Raw genomic sequence first — 18,193 nt, 5'->3', positions numbered from 1 at the left:
GCCAGCGTTCAAATTTCATAGTGTTTCGGTGGTCATAGCGTTAGGGAAACGCCCGGTTACATTCCGAACCCGGAAGCTAAGCCTTTCAGCGCCGATGGTACTGCAGGGGGGACCCTGTGGGAGAGTAGGACGCCGCCGAACAATCATTGCGGGAAGCCCCGCACCATGATCCGCAAGGATTAATGGTGCGGGGCTTTTCTGCGTTCCATGGCACTATCTCGCCATGGAACAAGTGATACGCCCCGTACGGGCCGACGAATGGCGCAAGGCCAAGGAGCTGAGGCTCGCCTCGCTCGCCGATCCCGCCGCACCCGTGGCCTTCCTGGAGACCACCGAGCAGGCGGTCGCCCAGCCCGATTCCTTCTGGGAAGCGCGCACCGCCCGGGCGACCGGCGACGGCGCCTGCCAGTTCGTGGCCGAGGCCTCCGACGGCACCTGGGTCGGCACGGTCGTCGCGCTGATCGAGCGGGCCGGCGGCGAGGACTTCTTCGGGGACGCGATCGAGGCCGACCAGGCGCATCTGGTCGGCGTCTTCGTACGGCCCGAGCACCGCGGCATCGGGCTCACCGAGCGGCTCTTCGAGGCCGCCGTGGAGTGGGTCTGGTCCCTGGAGCAGCCGCGGATCGGGCGCGTACGACTGTACGTACACACGGAGAACCCGCGGGCCGAGGGCTTCTACACGAAGTTCGGGTTCGTACGGACGGGCAAGAGCGCGCCCGTGGCGCCCGGCGAGCCGGCGTCGCACGACGTCGAGATGGAGATCGTCCGGCCGTAGCGAACGTAAGGATTACGGCGTCAGCGTTTCCGTCCAGCGGGCCTTGGCCTGTTCGGCCGAGCGGAGCAGGACCAGGGTCGGGAGGCCCTGGTTCTCGCCGGTCGACAGGAGTTCGGGCAGACGGGGGAGCGGCGCCACGGCGGCGACGTCGTCCAGGACAAGCGTCATTGGTGGGTCGAGCCGACCGTCGGATGACCGTTCGGCCATGCGGCGGCCGCGCTCGACCACGTCTGAGGCGAGGGCGGTCAAGAGGGGCATCGCGGCGGGACGCGACCGGGGGTCCTCAATGGCTTCACCCACCACGTAAAGCGTGCCCCCTTCGGCCGTGAATGATTCCAGGGCCAGCGAATCGGCTCGATTCGGTGTGCAGGCCTCTCGGATGTGGATGGACGAGAGCGCGTCCAGCGCGCGGGAGGTCAACTGCTGGGCGATCTCCCGGCGTTCCGGGTGCGCGGTCAGCGCCGACTCCAACAGGCCCGCGCTGCCGCTCATGGCCTTGGGATGCGTACGGAGTATGCGTACGGCCTCGTGGGCGCCCGTGCCCTGGGCCCAGCGGTGGACCTGCTTGACCGCCTTGCCGTCCCGGCTGTCCAGCGCGGCGGCGTGCAGCCAGCAGCGCAGCAGCGTCTCGGCGGTGTCGGCCATGGCGGTGTCGATACGGGCCTGCGGGCGTACGGGCGCCAGCAGGGCGGTCGCGCGGGCGAGCGCCACCTCCGCGTCCTCGCAGCCGCTCGTGGGGGACCAGTGCAGGCGGGCCGGGGTGTCGCAGAGGTGCCCCGGGTCGTACACATGCACCGGCCCGAGTTTCGCCCGCGCGTCCTTCGTCTCCGCCCACAGCGTGGGGTCGGAGGTGATGACGAGCGCGGGGCCCTCGGCGTCCTGGATGGCCTGAACCGCCGTGGGGCGGCGGGTGTCGGGGCCGCCGTAGACGACTCTGGGCGGGCGGGCCTCGCGGGGTGAGGGCAGGAGGCCGGGCTGGGGCGCGACCTCCACCACCTCCGTGGGAGCCGTGTCGGCAGTACGCGCCTGTCTCGCCGCGTCCGGCACGCTCGGCCCCTGCGGTACGGGCTTCGGCTCGGGTTGCCACGCCTGGGCGGCGACCGGAGCGGCCTCCACCGGCCCCGCAGCCTGCCCACCGCGTCCGGCCTTCCCCACCGGCCCGGCCCACTCCCCCACCGCATCCCCCGACAGCCGCGCCGCCGTCTTGGCCCGGGCCCGTACCGTCCGCCAGCGCGACCACGTACCCAGGGCGAAGATGAACAGGACGAACAGCACCAGGAGTTGGCCGATGAGCAGGCCCCAGAAGAGGCCGTAGCCGGAGAGCTGGGCCTTGGGGGTGTCCGGCCAGGCGGCCGGGAGGTCGTGCGGGGCCTGGACCAGCTGGCGCACGGCCGTCGGGGTGCGCGTGAACGTTACGCCGTCCGGCCAGGCGCCATGGCTGAACAGGCCCGCGAGGCCCGTCGACGACCAGACGAGGACGGTGAGGCCGAGCAGGAACGCGAGCAGCCCGACGAGGAGGGAATCGGGGATTCCGCGCTCCTCGCCGCGGGAACGGGGCTCCGGCATGTCAGGCAACCTCCGGCAGGGCAGGGCAACGTGCGCAGGTCGGGCGAGTCAAATGAAACCGCGGTCGGGCCACTTCAGTACATCAGGCCGTCTCCGCATGTCAGGCCACCGTCGACTCCGACGGCGGTGACGTGCCGGACATCTGCTGCTCCCGCAGCGCCGCCCGGCGCTCGGTCTCTGTCTCCAGCCGGCTCTCCAGCTCATGGGCCAGGACGTCGTCGGTCGACGCCGACTCCGTCATCGCCCGGTCGGTGAAGACGAGTGGTCGTTCGCGCTCGGTGATCAGGTGTTTGACCACTTGGACATTTCCGTTGACGTCCCAGACGGCGATGCCGGGTGTGAGCGTGGGGATGATCTCGACGGCCCAGCGCGGCAGGCCGAGGACCAGGCCCGTGGACCGTGCCTCGTCCGCCTTCTGGGCGTAGATCGTCCTGGTGGAGGCCATCTTGAGGATCGCCGCCGCTTCCCGTGCCGCCGCGCCGTCCACGACGTCCGAGAGATGGTGGACGACGGCGACGAAGGACAGGCCGAGGCGTCGGCCGAACTTGAGCAGGCGCTGGAACAGCTGGGCCACGAACGGCGAGTTGATGATGTGCCACGCCTCCTCCACCAGGAAGATGCGCTTCTTGCGGTCCGGACGGATCCAGGTGTGCTCCAGCCAGACGCCCACGATCGCCATCAGGATCGGCATCGCGATCGAGTTGCGGTCGATGTGCGAAAGATCGAACACGATCAGCGGCGCGTCCAGGTCGATCCCGATCGACGTCGGGCCGTCGAACATGCCCCGCAGGTCGCCGTCGACAAGGCGGTCGAGGACGAGGGCCACGTCCAGGCCCCAGGCCCGGACATCGTCTATGTCGACGTTCATGGCCTCGGCCGACTCGGCCTCCGGGTGGCGCAGCTGCTCCACGATGTCGGTGAGGACGGGCTGGCGTTCGGTGATGGTCTCGTTGACGTACGCGTGTGCCACCTTCAGCGCGAAGCCCGATCGTTCGTCCAGGCCGTGACCCATCGCCACTTCGATGATCGTACGAAGAAGCGCCAGCTGGCCGGTGGTGGTGATCGCCGGGTCCAGCGGGTTGAGTTTGATGCCGCCGTCGAGGGCGGCCATCGGGTCGAGCCGGATGGGCGTTATCCCCAGCTCGCGGGCGATGAGGTTCCACTCGCCGACGCCGTCCTCGCCCTGTGCGTCGAGCACGACGACCTGGCGGTCGCGGAACCGCAGCTGGCGCAGGACGTACGTCTTCTCAAGCGCCGACTTGCCGTTGCCGGACTCGCCCAGGACCAGCCAGTGCGGGGCCGGCAGCTGCTGTCCGTACAGCTGGAAGGGGTCGTAGATGTATCCCTTGCCGCTGTAGACCTCGCGGCCGATGATCACGCCCGAGTCGCCGAGGCCCGGGGCGGCCGTCGGCAGATAGACGGCCTGCGCCTGGCCGGTGGAGGTGCGGACGGGCAGCCGGGTCGTCTCCACCTTCCCGAAGAGGAAGGAGGTGAACGCGTTGGTGAGCGCGGAGAGCGGATCTCGCATGAGCAGGGCCCCAATCAGCTCTCGGCTAGCGGCGGATGCCGGTCGCGAACGGCAAGGTGTTGACGAAGGCCCGGTGGTGCTCGCGGTCGCACCACTCCAGCTTCAGATACGACTTGCCGGCCGAGGCGCGGATGGTGCGCTTGTCCCGCGCCAGCGCCTCGGGGGAGCGCGCCGACACCGTGATGTACCCGACCAGGTTGACGCCCGCCGCGCCGCTGGCGAGATCTTCACCCCGTTGGTCGAGGCGGCCGTGGGCGGCGATGTCGCGGGGGTCGACCGTCCGGTTCATCTTCGCCGCACGGGAGGCCTCGGCCTCGTCGTTGGTCTTCTCGGTGAGCATGCGCTCAATCGCCACTTCCGTCGGCTCCAGGTCCATGCAGACCGCCACCGTACGGATCACGTCCGGGGTGTGGACGAGCAGCGGGGCGAGGAAGTTGACGCCGACGGGGGTCATCGGCCACTCCTTCACCCAGGCCGTGGCGTGGCACCAGGGCGCGCGCGTGGAGGACTCGCGGGTCTTGGCCTGGAGGTAGGTCGGCTCGACCGCGTCCAGCTCGGCGGGCCAGGCGTTGCGCTTGGTCATCGCCTGGATGTGGTCGATGGGGTGGTCCGGGTCGTACATGGAATGGACGAGTGAGGCGAGGCGGCCCTGGCCGAGCGGCTGGCGTACCCGGATGTCGGCCTCGGCGAGGCGGGCGCAGATGTCGGTGAGCTCGCGGGCCATGACGACGGCGAGCCCGGCGTCCTTGTCGAGCTTGCGGCCGGGCTGCGGGCGGGCGGCGCGGGCCATGGCGTGCGCCTCGGCGGCCAGTTCGCGCGAGTACTGCATACAGGCCACCAGATACGCGCGGTGCTGCTCGCTCGATGTCGACACCATCGACTGCAACTGCTCGTACGACTCCTGGAGCCAGTCGGGGGAGCCGTGGTCGCCGCGCTGGGCGACGTCCTTGGCGTGCGCGTCCGGGTCGGCGGGCAGGGTACGGGCCAGCATCTGAAGGCGCGTCACAAAGCCGTCGCCGTTGGCGACATGCTTGAGCAGCGTGCCGAACCGGTCGACCAGCGCCTCCTGGTCCTCGCTGTCGCGCAGCCCGACGCCCGGGCCCTCGATCTCGATGGCGGCGGTCACCGTACGGCGGTCGGCGTGCAGCAGTACGGCGATCTCGTCGGGTCCGAAGGGCGCCGCGAGCCAGCTGATCCGCCCGATCCCGGGCGGCGGCCCGACCTCGACCTCGCGCCCGTCGATCCCGACGCCCGCCTCCATGGCGCCGGAGCGGTATGTGGTCCCCCGCCGCAGCGACCGCTTATAACTGCGGTTGATTTCAAACCACTTGTAGAACGTACGGTGTTTGTACGGGAGGTAGACCGCGGCGAGCGCCAGCATGGGGAAGCCCATGAGCAGCATGATCCGCAGGGACAGGACGGGGACCAGCAGTCCGCACATCATGCCGAGGAACGCGCCGCCGATGATCAGCGCGATCTCGCCGGTCTCGCGGTTCTTGCCGACGATCGCCGACGGCCTGGCCCGGCCGATCAGATATGTGCGGCGGGGCGAGACCGGATGGGACTGGGTCGTCAACGCCCTCCACCTCCTGTGCTGTTGTTGCCTTTGTTGCCGGTGTTGCGGCTGCTGTGCGGAGTGCCGCTGGTAGGACCGGAGCCGTTACGGGGCGAGGGTGCGGCGGAGGGGACAGATCCGCCGCCGCCACCGCCGCCGGAGGAACTCCGGCTGCTGTGGGCGGCCACACCGCCGGACATCGGGTTGGCGGGCCGGGCCTGGGCGTTGCTCTGGTTGCCCCGGCTGCTGTGCGTCTTGATGCCCTGCGAGACGAGGGCCGCCGGGGAGGAGATCACGGCGGCGGCCGAGGCGCCGCTGGTGGCCTGCTTGCGGTTGCTGCGGGCGGCGGCGATCTCGTCGCCGAAGCCGGGGACGAAGCGGTAGATCACCGCGGAGGCGAAGATGGCGAGCAGGATGATGGCGAGCCCGGAGACGACGGCCTGGAACGAATCCGGCCCCTTCCCCGCCGAGAGCGCCCCCGCAAGGCTCAGCACGATCACGATGACGGGTTTCACCATGATGATCGCGATCATGATCCCGGCCCAGCGGCGGACGTGGCCCCACATGTTCTTGTCGACGAGCCCCGAGTACACGACGACGCCGAGCAGCGCGCCCACGTACAGCAGGAGTGCGCGGATGTAGAGCTCCAGGAAGAGCACGCCGGCCGCGACGATGGTCACCAGCGAGACCACGATCAGCATGATCGGTCCGCCGCCGATGTCCGTGCCCTTCTTGAGCGCGGCCGAGAACGACCCGAAGAACACGTCGGTCTGATCGCCGGTGCCGGACGCGATGACGTCGGTGACGGCGTCGGTGGCGTTGACCACGGTGTACAGGATCAGCGGGGTGAACGCGGACGCCAGCACCGTCAGCCACAGGAACCCCACGGCCTCGGAGATCGCGGTCGTCAGCGGCACCCCCCGGATCGCCCGCTTGGCCACGGCCAGCAGCCACAGGACGAGGGTCAGGATGGTCGCGGCGGCGAACACGACGGCGTAGCGGCCGAGGAAGGCGGGGTTGGTGAAGTCCACCTTCGCGGCGGTCTTCACGAACTTGGAGAGCGTGTCGACGACCCAGACGGCGGCGTCGGCGCAGCCCTTGGAGAGGGAGGTGAGGGGGTCTGCGGGGTCGCCGGGGCCGACGGTGTTGGGCGCGACCCCGTGCGACGGCGAGCCGCTGTCGCAGTAGTCCCGCGCCGGGCCGGAGATGAGCGAGCACGGGTTGCCGCTCTTGTCCGGCGACGGCGACTGGCCCGACGGCGTGGGCGTCGGGGTCGGGGCCGCCGCCGCGCGGGCGGCGAACAGGAACACCGCCGTGTGCAGAACCGTCACCGCAGTGACGACAGACCGCGCACGGCCGCGAGGGCTACCGGGCATACGTGAACCCTCCGTATTCCTTGACCGCGTTCGCGATCTCCTCGGAACCGGACACCGCGTTGTCACCGGCGACCGGTGTCGGGCCCTTCTTCTGGGTGGTCTCCAGGACCTTCCAGTCCGACCCGCTCCACGTCAGCTTCAGCGTCATCGTGAACCAGCTGCTCGTCACCGGCTTGGTGGACTTCTCGCCGGTCAGCCCGAACATGCCGATGCACCACACATCGACGCTCGTGGTCTGCGGCGCGTAGCTCTGCACCTTGGTGCCCGCGGGGATCGTGCGGTTGACGAACGTCGTCCCGGCGGGCGCGGCGCCGTCGGCAGTCAGGCCGATCTGCTGGTTGAGGCCCGGCGAGTAGTTGGTGTCGAACCCGGACTGGAGCTTGTCCTTGCTGGCGGCGTCGGCCAGGGACTCGACGATGCCGTGCCGGCGTACGGGGCTGAACATGCCGTCGGAACCCAGCGCCACCGCGTAGTTGGCCGCCGCCGACTGCGCCCCCTGTTCCGTCTGGGGGAAACCGGAGGCGATGCCGCCGGTCTTGCCCTCGACCGGCTTCGTGCCGGTCGCCGACGTCGGCTGGGCGCCCGCCTGCTTGGGGTCGTCGGAGGAGCCGCCGGAGCCGCCGTCGCCTCTGTTGGCGAAGGCGATCGCGGCGACCAGGAGGACCACCACGCCGACCACCGCGATCAGCGAGCGCGAGGTGCGCACGGGGCGCCGCGCGCCGCCGTAGACGTCGCCGCCCTCGCCCTCGGGCAGCCGGGTGCGCGTCTGGCGCGTACCGCCGACGGTGCTGTACGGATCGCTGTACGGGTCCTCGGTACGCCTGGAGTCGTGCTCGTCGCCGACGCTCATGCCGCGTACTCCCCCTCGCCCCTTCGCTGTGCCGCTCGCTGCCCCGTCGTGCTGTACGACTTCGTGTAGTACGACGGTAGCCGTGCTGGTTCCCGCGCGGGCGCGGTGTGGTGACTCGACATCAGGGAGACGCAACCTCTGCCGGTGGGCACGACGGACGGATGGTGGTTGAGGGGGGGCCTGGGCGGGCCCGTGGGGACGAACGCGGCGGGGTGGGCGGTGACCTGACGCCAGGTCAGGCCGATACGGGATCAGACGGCCATCCCGTACACGATGGTGAAGAGTGTGCCGAGCGAGCCGATGATGAAGACCCCGGTCAGTCCGGCGACGATCAGGCCCTTGCCCTGCTCCGCGCTGAACGTGTCGCGCAGCGCCGTCGCGCCGATCCGCTGTTTGGCCGCGCCCCAGACGGCGATGCCGAGGCACAGCAGAATGGCCACCGCCATCACGACCTCGACCATCACGCGGGCCTCTTGGCCCAGGCTCCCGAACGGCCCCCAGTTGGGAGCGATTCCGCCGATGATGGTGTTGATGTCGCCCTTTTCGGCTGCCAGGTACACGTAACTCACCGCCCCTGTCGGGTAGTTCGATGCCCCTGCCCCACGGCATGGGTCAGGCTCTATCTTCGCTGATGAAACCGCCCGGGTATGTCGACTTGGCGGCGGTCTTTACTCGAAACCGCACAGCTGTGCCGGTCGCACCGCCCTGACCTGCGGTGGACCGGTTCTCTACGGATTCGCGTATGGTCACTCTGTGTATCACGCAGGGTGACTCCGGGCAATGACTGTCGTTGGTGCACTCTGGGGCTGTTGGTTCGAGAGCGGGTGGAGCGGGGGGTGTGGCGTGCCCTGTGGGGCCCAGGGGGCGGGCCGGGGCGGGCCACTTCACAGAGACTTCTCAGAAAAGTTCCATGGATGTTCTCAGCTCCGCGCGAGAGTGTCTGACCCATGAGACACGTCTCCCAGCTGCGCGCTCTGTCCGCGGTGGCCGTGCTTCTGGTCATCCCGACGTACGGGTACCGGGCCGCGGCCGCGACCGGCGGCACGACGGTGCTCGCGCCCGCGACGGCCGCCACCGCGCGCGTGGGCGCGCTCTTCGACGGCGGGCTGGACGGGGACCACTTCTGTACGGCGTCGGTGGTGCACAGCGAGGGCCGCGACCTCATCGTCACGGCCGCGCACTGCCTGGACGACCAGGACGACGCGGTGTTCGTGCCCGGCTACCGGGACGGGCAGGCGCCGTACGGGACCTGGCCGGTCAAGGCGAAGTTCATGGACGACGCGTGGCAGGAGGACGGCGACGAGGACGACGACGTGGCCTTCGCGGTCCTGGGCGCGGGGTCCCTGACGGGCGCTCAGGTGGAGGACGTGGTGGGCGGGGCGCCGCTGACCACGGACACCCCGGTCGGCGCCAAGGTGACGGTCACCGGCTACCCCAGCGACGCGGACAGCCCCCAGGCGTGCACCAACCGCGCCACGGCGTACGGCGACACCCAGCAGCGCATCGAGTGCCCCGACTACTCCGGCGGCACCAGCGGCAGCCCCTGGGTGACGGCGGCCGGCGCGGTGGAGGGCGTCATAGGCGGCTACGAACAGGGCGGCGACGACCCCGACGTGTCGTACAGCGTGGTCTTCGGCAGGACGACGGCGGCGCTCTACCGGTTGGCGGAGGGGATGGTCCCCTGAGGGGTGGGGGCGCCGGGGGTGGGGGTTGACCAGAAGTCGTCGTGGATGTCGGGGCGCTGGGGGTACGCGCCCTCGCGGTGATGAGTGTTCGGCTTGCTGGTGGGTTCGGAGACCTGGGATTCGGGGAAGCAGGGCGTGGTGATCGAGAAGAAGAACTGGCCTTCTCCTCCGACGGCGACGCTCATACGGAAGTTCTCCGGGGTCACCGCGTAGATGGCCGGCAGGTCCTCGTCGGCATCGACACTCGTGATCCTGAATCCCCGGGACTTCCAGTCACGCTCGACGAGACCCAGCAGGTTTCCGCGACGTTCCTTGGAGACGATGGTCATGACAGCGATGCGGCGATTCACGGAACCTGTGCCCAGGGAGCTGTTCGTGGCGTCGGTGCAGCTGCTGTCGCTCGACGGTCCGTGATTCCAGCGCAGTTCCGGCGTGATATCGGCCAGAGTCTGCTGGGTGATCGCGTCAGCGTGCTCGGCGGCTTGTTGCATGTCCATGTTGGATCGCTTCTTCTCGGGCGTGGTCTTGTCGGAGAGGGGACTGCATCCGGTCGTGACCGCCAGCACGAGCAGCCCGGCAAAGACACGGCGAGGGATCTTCATCGGGGCTCCTGGGTGCTGATTTTGTTCCCTCGGTTGGCGACGATCTTGGCGATGTTGCGGGCGGACTGCTCGTCCTCGTCGGGGTCGAAATAGTGTGAGTGTGCGCTGACGTCGAAGGGATTCTCGAAGTCTCCGTCCTTGAGCTTGTTGAGCTTGTCGGGGTCGAGGATGAACGGTCCGTCCCCCGTCGCGAAGCGCTTGGCGCCGAACTCGTGGCTCGCCGGGTCGGTGCCGAAGTAGAGCTCGTCGGATCCGCCGCCACCGCCCAGACTCTCCCCGACCTTGTGGCCCACGTACGCGCCGGCGGGGCCCGCGAAGTAGCCACCGAGCGCACCGCCCAATTCGGCCTTGCTCGGCAACTGGGTCACGACGTCGTTCTTGGCGGCGCCCACGTACACATGGTCGCGCCCGACGCCCAAGGCGTCGGCGTTCTTCGCCTCGGTGCCGGGGCTGCCCACGAGGATGATGTCGTCGGCGCCGGGAATGCCGCCGTGTGCCTGGGCGGCGAGGCCGACCGTGAGGGAGCCGTAGGAGTGGCCGATGGCGGTGATGTGCGGATCGCCCGCCTCGTGTGTGGCGGAGATTCCCGCCATGAACTGGTTGTACGCGGACGCGCCGACCTTGGCGTCGTGGTCGCCCATGACCTCAAAGTTCTTGGCGAGCTTGGTGGGGTCGAGGTAATTGCTGGCATCAAGGAATTTCGCGCCGTCGAACTGCGGGGCGTCGTAGCCGAGCCAGACGATCGACGCGCTGGACGTGTCGTACTCCCGAGCACCTATGGCGGTTTTGCGGGCACGCTTGATGTCGCCTTCGGCGAAGCCCTTGTCGAGAGAGGTGCCCAGCCCCGGGACGTAGGCGGAGACGTTGCGGGAGGTGTCGGGATTGCCGAAGGCGACGATCGCACGACCATTGCCCTGGTCGCCGATGCCCAGCAGATACATCGGCGGGGCGCCGTCCTGCGGGGGGCCGTGCAACTGCCAGTCGATCGACCGCAACCCGTCGAGCTTCGCCCGTGCCGCCGCGTCGTCCACCCCCGACAGCTTCCCGATCAGCAGCCGCAGGTTGTCCCGGTTGGCCTCGTCCCGGGCGACGGCCGGAATGCCGTCCAGGTTGCCGATGATGTCCGGGCACGAGGCCAGGTACTCGTCGCGCTGGGACTGGGAGAGGTGGGTCCACCAGTCGTGGCGGTCGGACGGGGTGCCGCCGGTGGGGATGGTCTTCTTCAGGTAGTCGCCGGAGACCTTGCGTACCGCCGCCAGGTCCGCCGCCGCGTCCTTCCACATGGCGTCGGTGACGTCGAGTCCCGGCTCGGCCTTCAGCTTGCTCAGGGTCGTGCTGAAGTGTTCGTCGGCTTGGCGGGCCGCCGTGAGCACCCGACGGATGCGGTCGGCGATGTCCTGGGCCTTGGCGCGGTTGGGGTTGGGGTCGACCAGGCCGGGGTGGGGGGTGCTCAGGGTCGGCGGGCGGGACAGGACCGGGGTGTCGGCCGTGACGCTGCCGCCGGGGTTCGGCTGGTTCGTGACCACGTTCTGGCCACCCGCCGGGTAGCTCACCGAGCCGTCCGCCGCGACCGTGAAGCCGAGGCTCGCCGCGTCGTCGAGGGCGTCCTTCAACTGGCCCTGGAAGCCGACAAGTTCGTATACGAGTGAGCTCAGGGTCGTACGGACCAGACCACATTCCGTACGGATGTAGTCGTAGTTGCGGTCCAGGCGCTGCAGGCGTGTGGCGGCGGATGTGGCTGCCTCGCCCTTCTGGGTGGTCTCAAGGCTGCGGACCATGTCGTCGCTGATCCGGTCCCGGGCCGCGTCGGCCTGGGTGCTGACGGCGCCCCAGCCGTCGGCGGCATCGAGGAGTTCCGAGCACTTGAGGTCGTGCAACTGCTGCCAGGTGAGCACCCCCGTCACCGGCCCTTGCCGGAAGGCGCGGAGTACTGCGCCAGTGCCGACTTCACGCCCGCGTCCACCTCGCCCTGCGCCCGCGCCACTTCGCGCAGCTTCGGCTCCAGCGAGCCGCACTCGGTCTGGACGGCCGTCAGCCGCTTTTCCCAGGACGTCAGTACGGACTTGAGCGCGGCCATGCTGGCCAGCCCGGCCGTGCCGGCCTCGGCGCCCGCGTGGGCGGTGGTCAGGCCAGTCGTCACCTTGACGGTGTCCGTGCGGAGGGCGTGCGCCGTGCCCGCCGCGTCGGACCACGGCTTGGCGCTGTGCTTCAGTTCCCCGGCGGGGCCGGAGCGCGCCGGTCCGGCCGACGCCAGTGACATGACCTTGGGCTGCCCCGCCTGGTCCAGCAGCCGCTGCCAGCTCTCCGCGTACACGTACTCCCCCGCCCGTCTCGTGCGGCCCACCCGCCGCCCCCGTGACGACGCTAGGCGAGGACCCAGGGGCGTACGCAAGCGCAAACCGGCGGTTGGCAGGAAAAAGGGCGGCAGCACATAACACCTGTGCTGCCGCCCGCGCAAGAGTGGCCGGGCTCAGCCCGCTGAGCTCGCGCAGCCTACTTCCGTGAATTCGCCGTAGCGGTCGAACTCACCTGCCCGGCCGCCGAGCACGAAGGCGTCCCACTTCTCCCGGGTCGTCGTGACGACGGTTTCCGGGGCGGCGGTCTCGTACAGGCGGACCTGCTCCTCGGGGCCGAACACGACCTCGATCCCGGGCCCTGGAGCGGTGTTCTGCTTGAGGGCGTAGATCAGTTCGGCGAAGGCGGCGGGGGTGGTGGTGAGTACGACCTCGGCGGGGTCGCTGCTCTCGGTCAGGAGAATCGTTCCTGTGCCTGCGGTGACGTGCACGCAGGCTTCGCCTTCCTGGCAGCGGGATGACTTCTGCCATGCGTACGTGACGTGCACGCAGGCGTCGCCTTCCTGACAGTGGGACGACTTCTGCCATGTGGACGTGACGTGCAGGCAGGACTCTCCCTGTCCGCAGTACGACGACTTCTGCCAGTCATGGGAGGACATGAGTGCTCCATTACAGGTCTTGGGCGATGGCGTGAATCAGGTCTCGTGACTTCTCGGGACTGAGAGCGACAGCTTCCACGGAGGCCAGCAGGAGCCGGTACTTGTCCAAGTGTGCTTCGGCATCCAGCAGTACGGGACCGTGGAACTGGTCGAGCTGCACGGTGTCCAGTTGTGGCACCGGCCCGGCCAGGTAGTTGATGGACTGGCCGGACCCGGGGAAGGCGCCGACGTCGAACGGAAGCACGCGGAGGGTGATGTGGTCCCGCTCGCTTGTGCCGAGCAGGCGCTCCAACTGGGTGCGAGCCACGCCACGGCCGCCGACGTTCATGTGTAGAGCGGCCTCGTGGATGACCGTCCGGTACGGCGTCGGGCCCTCGCGGTAGATGACGTCCTGCCGCTTGATCCGGTACGAGACGCGGTGCTCCACCTCGGGCGGCGTGGGGGCGGGGATTACGTGGCGGAAGATCTCGCGGGCGTGATCGGCGGTCTGGAGCATCCCCGGGATATGCGAGGTGAAGGCCGTGCGCAGGGAGGTGGCGTGGTGCTCCAACTCGGCGAGGTTGAGCAGTCCTGACCGCCCCCGGCGGGCCGGTCGAGAGAGGGCGCGGGCTGCAACTCGTACGGCTCTGCGCGGACAGCTGGGGCGCGTACCACCCCCGTACGCGCGTCGAGGGCGCGGGGAGCTGCTCTGGGTGGAGTGCGTGCGGAAGGCGGATTGTCAGTGGGGTGATCTGTCGTGACTGCGCTGCCGCCGCTCCGCCCGCGCCCGGGTCATCTGCGTGAAGTCGCCGAGAAGATCGAGGAAGCGACGGGTCTGCACGTGCAGATCGTGGGGGGAAGCATCGTGATGTCCCCTCCTCGACCGGGAAAGCATGTGGGAGCGGTCTACCGGCTCCGGCAGCAGATCGACCAGGCACTGCCGGAGCGCCTGGGCTCGTACGAAGTCTCCTCCATCCCCATGCCGGGTGACGCCGACGACTACGTGACGCCCGACCTCGTCGTCCTGCCGGTGGAATGGGACGAGGACGAGGACTGGCTCGCGGACCCCGGGGACGTCGAGCTCGCCGTAGAAGTCATCTCCAAGTCCGAGAAGGCCAGGGGCATCACGCAGAAGAGCGACTGGTATGCCGTCGCCAGGGTGAAGGTCCTCCTGGTCGTCGACCCCCGGCACGGGACCTGGGCGCTGCACACCCGTCCGGAGAACGGGTGCTATCGGGACACCTTGCCCGGCAAGTACGGGGAGGACATCCCGCTGCCCCCACCGCTCCCCCTCGTCCTGACCACCGACAGGCTCCCGTTGTACGGGGAATCGACACGGCGGTGACCGGGGCGCCGGTCGGTGGCGGGGGCGACGGCCGGGTCTAGTGGTCGCCCGCGTTGCACTCCGGATCGACGTGACACGGCGAGTGCAGGGCCACGAGCAGGCCGTCGCGGCCCTCCTTTTCCCACCTGTTCTGCTCGTCACGGGATCGCCAAACGCCGCAAGTGATCACAAGGCGGTCAACGGATGTGAGGGAAGCGGCAGTTGCGTGGCAGAGTCGTCCGGTGGACGCGCTCAAGGCCCAGGACCCGGCACACATAGGTACGTACGCCCTGCTCGCCCGGCTCGGCGCGGGCGGAATGGGCATGGTCTACCTCGGGCGCTCGCCCGGCGGGCGGCTCGTGGCGCTCAAGGTGATCAAGGACGAGATCGTCGACCACCCGGAGGCGCTGGCGCGATTTCGCCGGGAGGCGGAGACGGTCCGGGCGGTGCGCAGCGCGTACACCGCGAACCTGATCGACGCGTCGCTGGCGGCGCCGCCGTACTGGCTCGCCACCGAGTACGTCTCCGGTCCGACGCTGAGCCGCGCCGTCGCCGACCGGGGCCCGTTCCCGCCGGACACCTGCCGTCGCCTGTTCGCGGCGCTCGCGGAAGGACTCGCGAGCGTGCACGCGTACGGGGTGACGCATCGCGACCTCAAGCCGCAGAACGTCATCCTGGCCCCGCAGGGCCCCCAGCTCATCGACTTCGGCATCGCGCGCGGCGCCGCCGACACGGCCCTGACCCAGACTGGCGTCGCCCCCGGCACCCCCGGCTTCACGGCCCCCGAGGTCCTGATCCGCAACGAGGTCGGCGACCCGGCGGACGTCTTCGCCCTGGGTGCGACGATCGCGTACGCGGCGACGGGGCGGGCGCCGTTCGGCGCCGGGTCGGTGGAGGGCGTGTCGTACCGGGCCGTCCACGAGCCCATCGACGTGAGCGGCGTCGAGCCGGAGCTGGCCGCGCTGATCCTGGCCTGCGCGGCCAAGGACCCGGCCGAGCGGCCGACTCCGGCGGAGGTCATCGTGCGCTGCGCGGTGACGTCGGCGCTGGCCGAGGACCCGTACTACCAGGCGCTCACGACGGGCCTGGCCGAGGCGGCGCCGCACGACCTGCCCACCGCGATGGCCGCGGGCCTGGTCCCGGCGGGCCACGGCACCCCCACGATGCCCCCCGGCTACACCCCCACCCTGGCCCCCCAACTCCCCACCCACCCCCTGCCGACCCGCTCCCGCCGCACCCCGTGGATCGTGACGATCGCGGTGGCGGCGGTGCTTGGGGTGGTGGCGGCGCTGTCGTTGCGGATGCTGCCGGGTGGGAAGGGGGACGGCGGCGGTGGCCAGGCCCAGGGGGCGTCGAAGTCGCCTGCGGCGGGTGGTGCGCAGTCGCCGGGGCCGACGGGGCACGCCACACCGGCCGGCACGGACACCAAGCCGGTGGGGCCGCCGCAGTACATCGAGCAGACGGCGCCCTCGCTCGACGGCTATTCGGCGCTGTCCGAGCGCTGCCGCCTGCCCATGCAGGAAGAGGTGGACACGCAGTTCCAGTTCTCGGTCACCACCGGCGACATGTATCCCACGGACGACGTGCCGCCCGGGAAGGTGAAGATCGGCTACCGGCTCAAGTACGAGGAGCCGGGCGCGCCCCCGTACTACATCGCGATGACCGTGAAGCCGCCCCACGAGGTCGACGCCGACGGGAACCCCACGTCCCGGACGCCCAACCGCCAGCTCGGCTTCGTGAGCAAGGCGGCCGACCTCTACGCGGGCAACCAGACGGAGTGGAAGTACCTGACGTACCCCGACGACTTCAGCTACCGGGTCGGCGGGAAGGTGCTGCCCGCCCTGCCGATCTCCCGGGACACGGAGACCGAATGGACCGTCGTCTACCAGCATGTGAAGGGGCCGAAGGACTACAAGAGCGTCGTCTGCAGCGGTTTCAACGCCAAATGAGACGCCACCGACATGGCTGACGGGAAACAGGCGGTGAACCGGGCCCCGATGGGGGAGGGTTGACGGGTGCGCAAATACTGGGTGGCAGGCGGGATCGGGGTCGGGCTGAGCCTGGCCTTCCTCGCGCTGCTCGTCGTCGGCACCTACTCGGCTGCGGCCGGTCTGGCCGGTGGCCTCGGCGGTGGCGGGCGGTCGGTCGGGCTCGCCAAGGGGGCCGTCCCGGCCAAGTACCAGTCGATCGTGCAGAAGTGGGGCAACCTCTGCCCGGCGGTCAACCCGGCGCTGCTCGCCGCCCAGCTGTACTCGGAGAGCGGCTGGAACCCGACGATCGTCAGCCCCGCCAATGCCCAGGGCATCGCCCAGTTCATCCCCGGCACCTGGGAAGCGCACGGAATCGACGGCAACGGGGACGGCAAGAAGGACGTGTGGGACCCGGAGGACGCCATTCCGTCGGCCGCCTCGTACGACTGCGAACTCGCCAAGTACGTCAAGAACGTGCCGGGTGATCAGAGCAGCAACATGCTGGCCGCCTACAACGCGGGCGCGTACGCGGTGATCAAGTACAACGGGGTGCCGCCGTATCCCGAGACCCAGGGCTACGTGAAATCCATCCGCACCCTGGAAAAAAGCTTCGCCGCCCCCATCTCCCGAGTCGCCCCCTCCCAGAAGGCCGCAGGTGCCATCTACTACGCGCAGCAGAAGCTCGGCACGCCCTACCTCTGGGGCGGGGAGGGGACCCCGGAGCAGGGGGGACGGTTCGACTGTTCGGGGCTGATGCAGGCCGCCTACCAGAGCGTCGGGATCGAGCTGCCGCGCGTGGCCAACGACCAGTACAACGCCGGGCCGCACCCCTCCCGTAACGAACTCCTCCCCGGCGACCTCGTCTTCTTCTCCACCGATCTGTCCAACTCCCGCGCCATCCACCACGTCGGGCTGTACGTCGGTGGCGGGTACATGATCAACGCCCCGTACACCGGCGCAGTCATCCGCTTCGACAAGATCGACGCGCCCGACTACTTCGGCGCGACCCGGGTGACCAAGGACGGCGCGGCGGCGCTGCCGACGTTCAAGCCGGCCGCGTGACCGGCGGTACGCGATGGCCGGAAAGTGTCGCAACACTCCGTCAGGCCATGGCCCTGAGCTGCGACGATGAGTCACTCTTCGATAACGTCGTAGTGATCATTCCGTGGAGAGTGGAACGCGCGGGCCCCGGAGGCCGTTCAGTGGACAGTGACCGCAGGAGTACTGACCACGGGGGTTGGTAGCGACACGCACAGGCAAGGGGCCGTGGCATGGCTGAACTCGCGATGGACGGGGCGAACCCGGACGTCAGCCTGCTCTACGACATCAACGGACTGGCCAAGTCCGCGCCGACGTGGTTCGACCGCGTCATGGAGTTCGTCGGCGAGTACGGAATCCTGCTCGCCCTCGTCCTCGTCGTGCTGTGGTGCTGGTGGAGCCTGCGGCGCCGGGAGGACCGGGACAGCGCGATGAGCGCGGTCGCCGCCCTCGTCTGGGCGCCGCTCGCCGCCGGGATCGCGCTGCTCGTCAACATCCCCATCAGGGGATTCGTGGAACGGCCGAGGCCCTTCGTCGACCACAAGGGGCTCGACGTCCTGGTGGACGGCAAGACCGACTACTCGTTCGTGAGCGACCACGCCACGCTGGCGATGGCGATCGGGGCCGGACTCTTCGTCGCACACCGCAAGTTCGGCGCCGTCGCGATCGCACTCGCGATCGCCGAGGGCTTCTGCCGGGTCTACATGGGCGTGCACTATCCGACCGACGTGGTCGGCGGCTTCGCGCTCGGCACCGCCGTCGCCCTGCTCCTCGCGCCGCTCGCCTTGCTGCTGCTCACCCCGTTGGTGTCGCGGATCGCGCGCTCGCCCCGCCTCGGCCGTCTCGTACGGTCGCGGCGCGCGGGCACGGCGTCGCTGCGGCTCGCCGTGGACCTTCCCGAGTCCCGCGCGGGCAAGGGAAGCGGCCCCGGGAAAGGCGCCGGTACCGGTCCCGGCGAGAACGACCTGGCGGCGTAAGGGAGTTCCGAGGGC

General features: G+C 69.7%; 16 protein-coding genes, 1 rRNA gene and 1 pseudogene. 7 read left to right on the top strand and 11 right to left on the bottom strand.

Annotated elements, in window-relative coordinates; translation table 11 throughout:
• Positions 1–24 precede the first annotated feature (24 nt).
• Positions 25–141 (top strand): 5S ribosomal RNA (gene rrf, locus ACT1U9_RS14260).
• A gap of 82 nt (positions 142–223) precedes the next feature.
• Positions 224–775, top strand: a complete 552-nt coding sequence (locus ACT1U9_RS14255) for a GNAT family N-acetyltransferase (protein ID WP_444538668.1) — start codon at positions 224–226, stop codon at positions 773–775.
• Positions 776–787: 12 nt separating this feature from the next.
• Here the strand turns inward: ACT1U9_RS14255 and ACT1U9_RS14250 are convergent, their stop codons facing one another.
• The 6 genes from ACT1U9_RS14250 to ACT1U9_RS14225 form a co-directional block, all read right to left on the bottom strand.
• Complete coding sequence (locus ACT1U9_RS14250; RefSeq protein WP_444538667.1) at positions 788–2,341, bottom strand: type VI secretion protein; 1,554 nt, start codon at positions 2,339–2,341, stop codon at positions 788–790.
• Between the two features lie 100 nt (positions 2,342–2,441).
• Positions 2,442–3,869, bottom strand: a complete 1,428-nt coding sequence (locus tag ACT1U9_RS14245; protein WP_444538666.1) for an ATP-binding protein — start codon at positions 3,867–3,869, stop codon at positions 2,442–2,444.
• 25 nt (positions 3,870–3,894) lie between these two features.
• Positions 3,895–5,445, bottom strand: coding sequence for an SCO6880 family protein (locus ACT1U9_RS14240; RefSeq protein WP_444538665.1), 1,551 nt, complete (start codon positions 5,443–5,445; stop codon positions 3,895–3,897).
• Positions 5,442–6,800: a hypothetical protein gene (locus tag ACT1U9_RS14235; protein ID WP_444538664.1), complete on the bottom strand. Its 1,359-nt coding sequence runs from the start codon at positions 6,798–6,800 to the stop codon at positions 5,442–5,444. Before ACT1U9_RS14235 ends, ACT1U9_RS14240 begins: the two co-directional genes overlap by 4 nt.
• On the bottom strand, positions 6,790–7,650 hold the full coding sequence (locus ACT1U9_RS14230) for a hypothetical protein (protein WP_444538663.1): 861 nt from the start codon (positions 7,648–7,650) through the stop codon (positions 6,790–6,792). The genes ACT1U9_RS14235 and ACT1U9_RS14230 overlap by 11 nt, the downstream gene beginning before the upstream one ends.
• Positions 7,651–7,901: 251 nt before the next feature.
• Positions 7,902–8,210 (bottom strand): hypothetical protein, encoded by a 309-nt coding sequence (locus tag ACT1U9_RS14225; protein WP_188272968.1) that lies wholly within the window; start codon positions 8,208–8,210, stop codon positions 7,902–7,904.
• Positions 8,211–8,597: 387 nt separating this feature from the next.
• Here ACT1U9_RS14225 and ACT1U9_RS14220 point away from each other — a divergent pair, with 387 nt between their 5' ends.
• Complete coding sequence (locus ACT1U9_RS14220) at positions 8,598–9,335, top strand: trypsin-like serine peptidase (protein WP_444538662.1); 738 nt, start codon at positions 8,598–8,600, stop codon at positions 9,333–9,335.
• Here the strand turns inward: ACT1U9_RS14220 and ACT1U9_RS14215 are convergent.
• The 5 genes and pseudogenes from ACT1U9_RS14215 to ACT1U9_RS14195 form a co-directional block, all read right to left on the bottom strand.
• A complete protein-coding gene (locus ACT1U9_RS14215) occupies positions 9,305–9,937 on the bottom strand; it encodes a hypothetical protein (protein WP_444538661.1) in 633 nt (210 codons plus the stop codon). The genes ACT1U9_RS14220 and ACT1U9_RS14215 overlap by 31 nt on opposite strands.
• Complete coding sequence (locus tag ACT1U9_RS14210) at positions 9,934–11,841, bottom strand: alpha/beta hydrolase (RefSeq protein WP_444538660.1); 1,908 nt, start codon at positions 11,839–11,841, stop codon at positions 9,934–9,936. The genes ACT1U9_RS14215 and ACT1U9_RS14210 overlap by 4 nt, the downstream gene beginning before the upstream one ends.
• The gene (locus tag ACT1U9_RS14205) at positions 11,838–12,281 is read right to left on the bottom strand and encodes a hypothetical protein (protein ID WP_444538659.1); all 444 of its coding nucleotides are present in this window, start codon (positions 12,279–12,281) and stop codon (positions 11,838–11,840) included. Before ACT1U9_RS14205 ends, ACT1U9_RS14210 begins: the two co-directional genes overlap by 4 nt.
• Positions 12,282–12,407: 126 nt before the next feature.
• Entirely contained in the window at positions 12,408–12,890 is a 483-nt protein-coding gene (locus ACT1U9_RS14200; RefSeq protein ID WP_444538658.1) for a DUF397 domain-containing protein, read from the bottom strand.
• A 10-nt stretch (positions 12,891–12,900) separates the two neighbouring features.
• Positions 12,901–13,464 (bottom strand): annotated as a pseudogene (locus ACT1U9_RS14195) (DUF5753 domain-containing protein); the annotation flags it as partial.
• A 162-nt stretch (positions 13,465–13,626) separates the two neighbouring features.
• Between ACT1U9_RS14195 and ACT1U9_RS14190 the strand changes: the two are divergent.
• The 4 genes from ACT1U9_RS14190 (at position 13,627) to ACT1U9_RS14175 (ending at position 18,178) form a co-directional block, all read left to right on the top strand.
• Complete coding sequence (locus ACT1U9_RS14190) at positions 13,627–14,214, top strand: Uma2 family endonuclease (RefSeq protein ID WP_444538657.1); 588 nt, start codon at positions 13,627–13,629, stop codon at positions 14,212–14,214.
• A gap of 221 nt (positions 14,215–14,435) precedes the next feature.
• A complete protein-coding gene (locus ACT1U9_RS14185) occupies positions 14,436–16,142 on the top strand; it encodes a serine/threonine-protein kinase (RefSeq protein ID WP_444538656.1) in 1,707 nt (568 codons plus the stop codon).
• 81 nt (positions 16,143–16,223) lie between these two features.
• Entirely contained in the window at positions 16,224–17,225 is a 1,002-nt protein-coding gene (locus tag ACT1U9_RS14180; protein ID WP_444539105.1) for a bifunctional lytic transglycosylase/C40 family peptidase, read from the top strand.
• A gap of 209 nt (positions 17,226–17,434) precedes the next feature.
• Positions 17,435–18,178 carry a phosphatase PAP2 family protein gene (locus ACT1U9_RS14175; RefSeq protein WP_444538655.1) on the top strand — a complete coding sequence of 248 codons (744 nt, stop codon included), beginning with the start codon at positions 17,435–17,437 and terminating at the stop codon, positions 18,176–18,178.
• Positions 18,179–18,193: the final 15 nt, after the last annotated feature.

The organism is Streptomyces sp. BR1 (assembly GCF_052373795.1).
GTDB lineage: Bacteria > Actinomycetota > Actinomycetes > Streptomycetales > Streptomycetaceae > Streptomyces.
The sequence above is the reverse complement of the archived record's forward strand: the minus strand, read 5'-3'. Positions and strand labels throughout refer to the sequence as shown.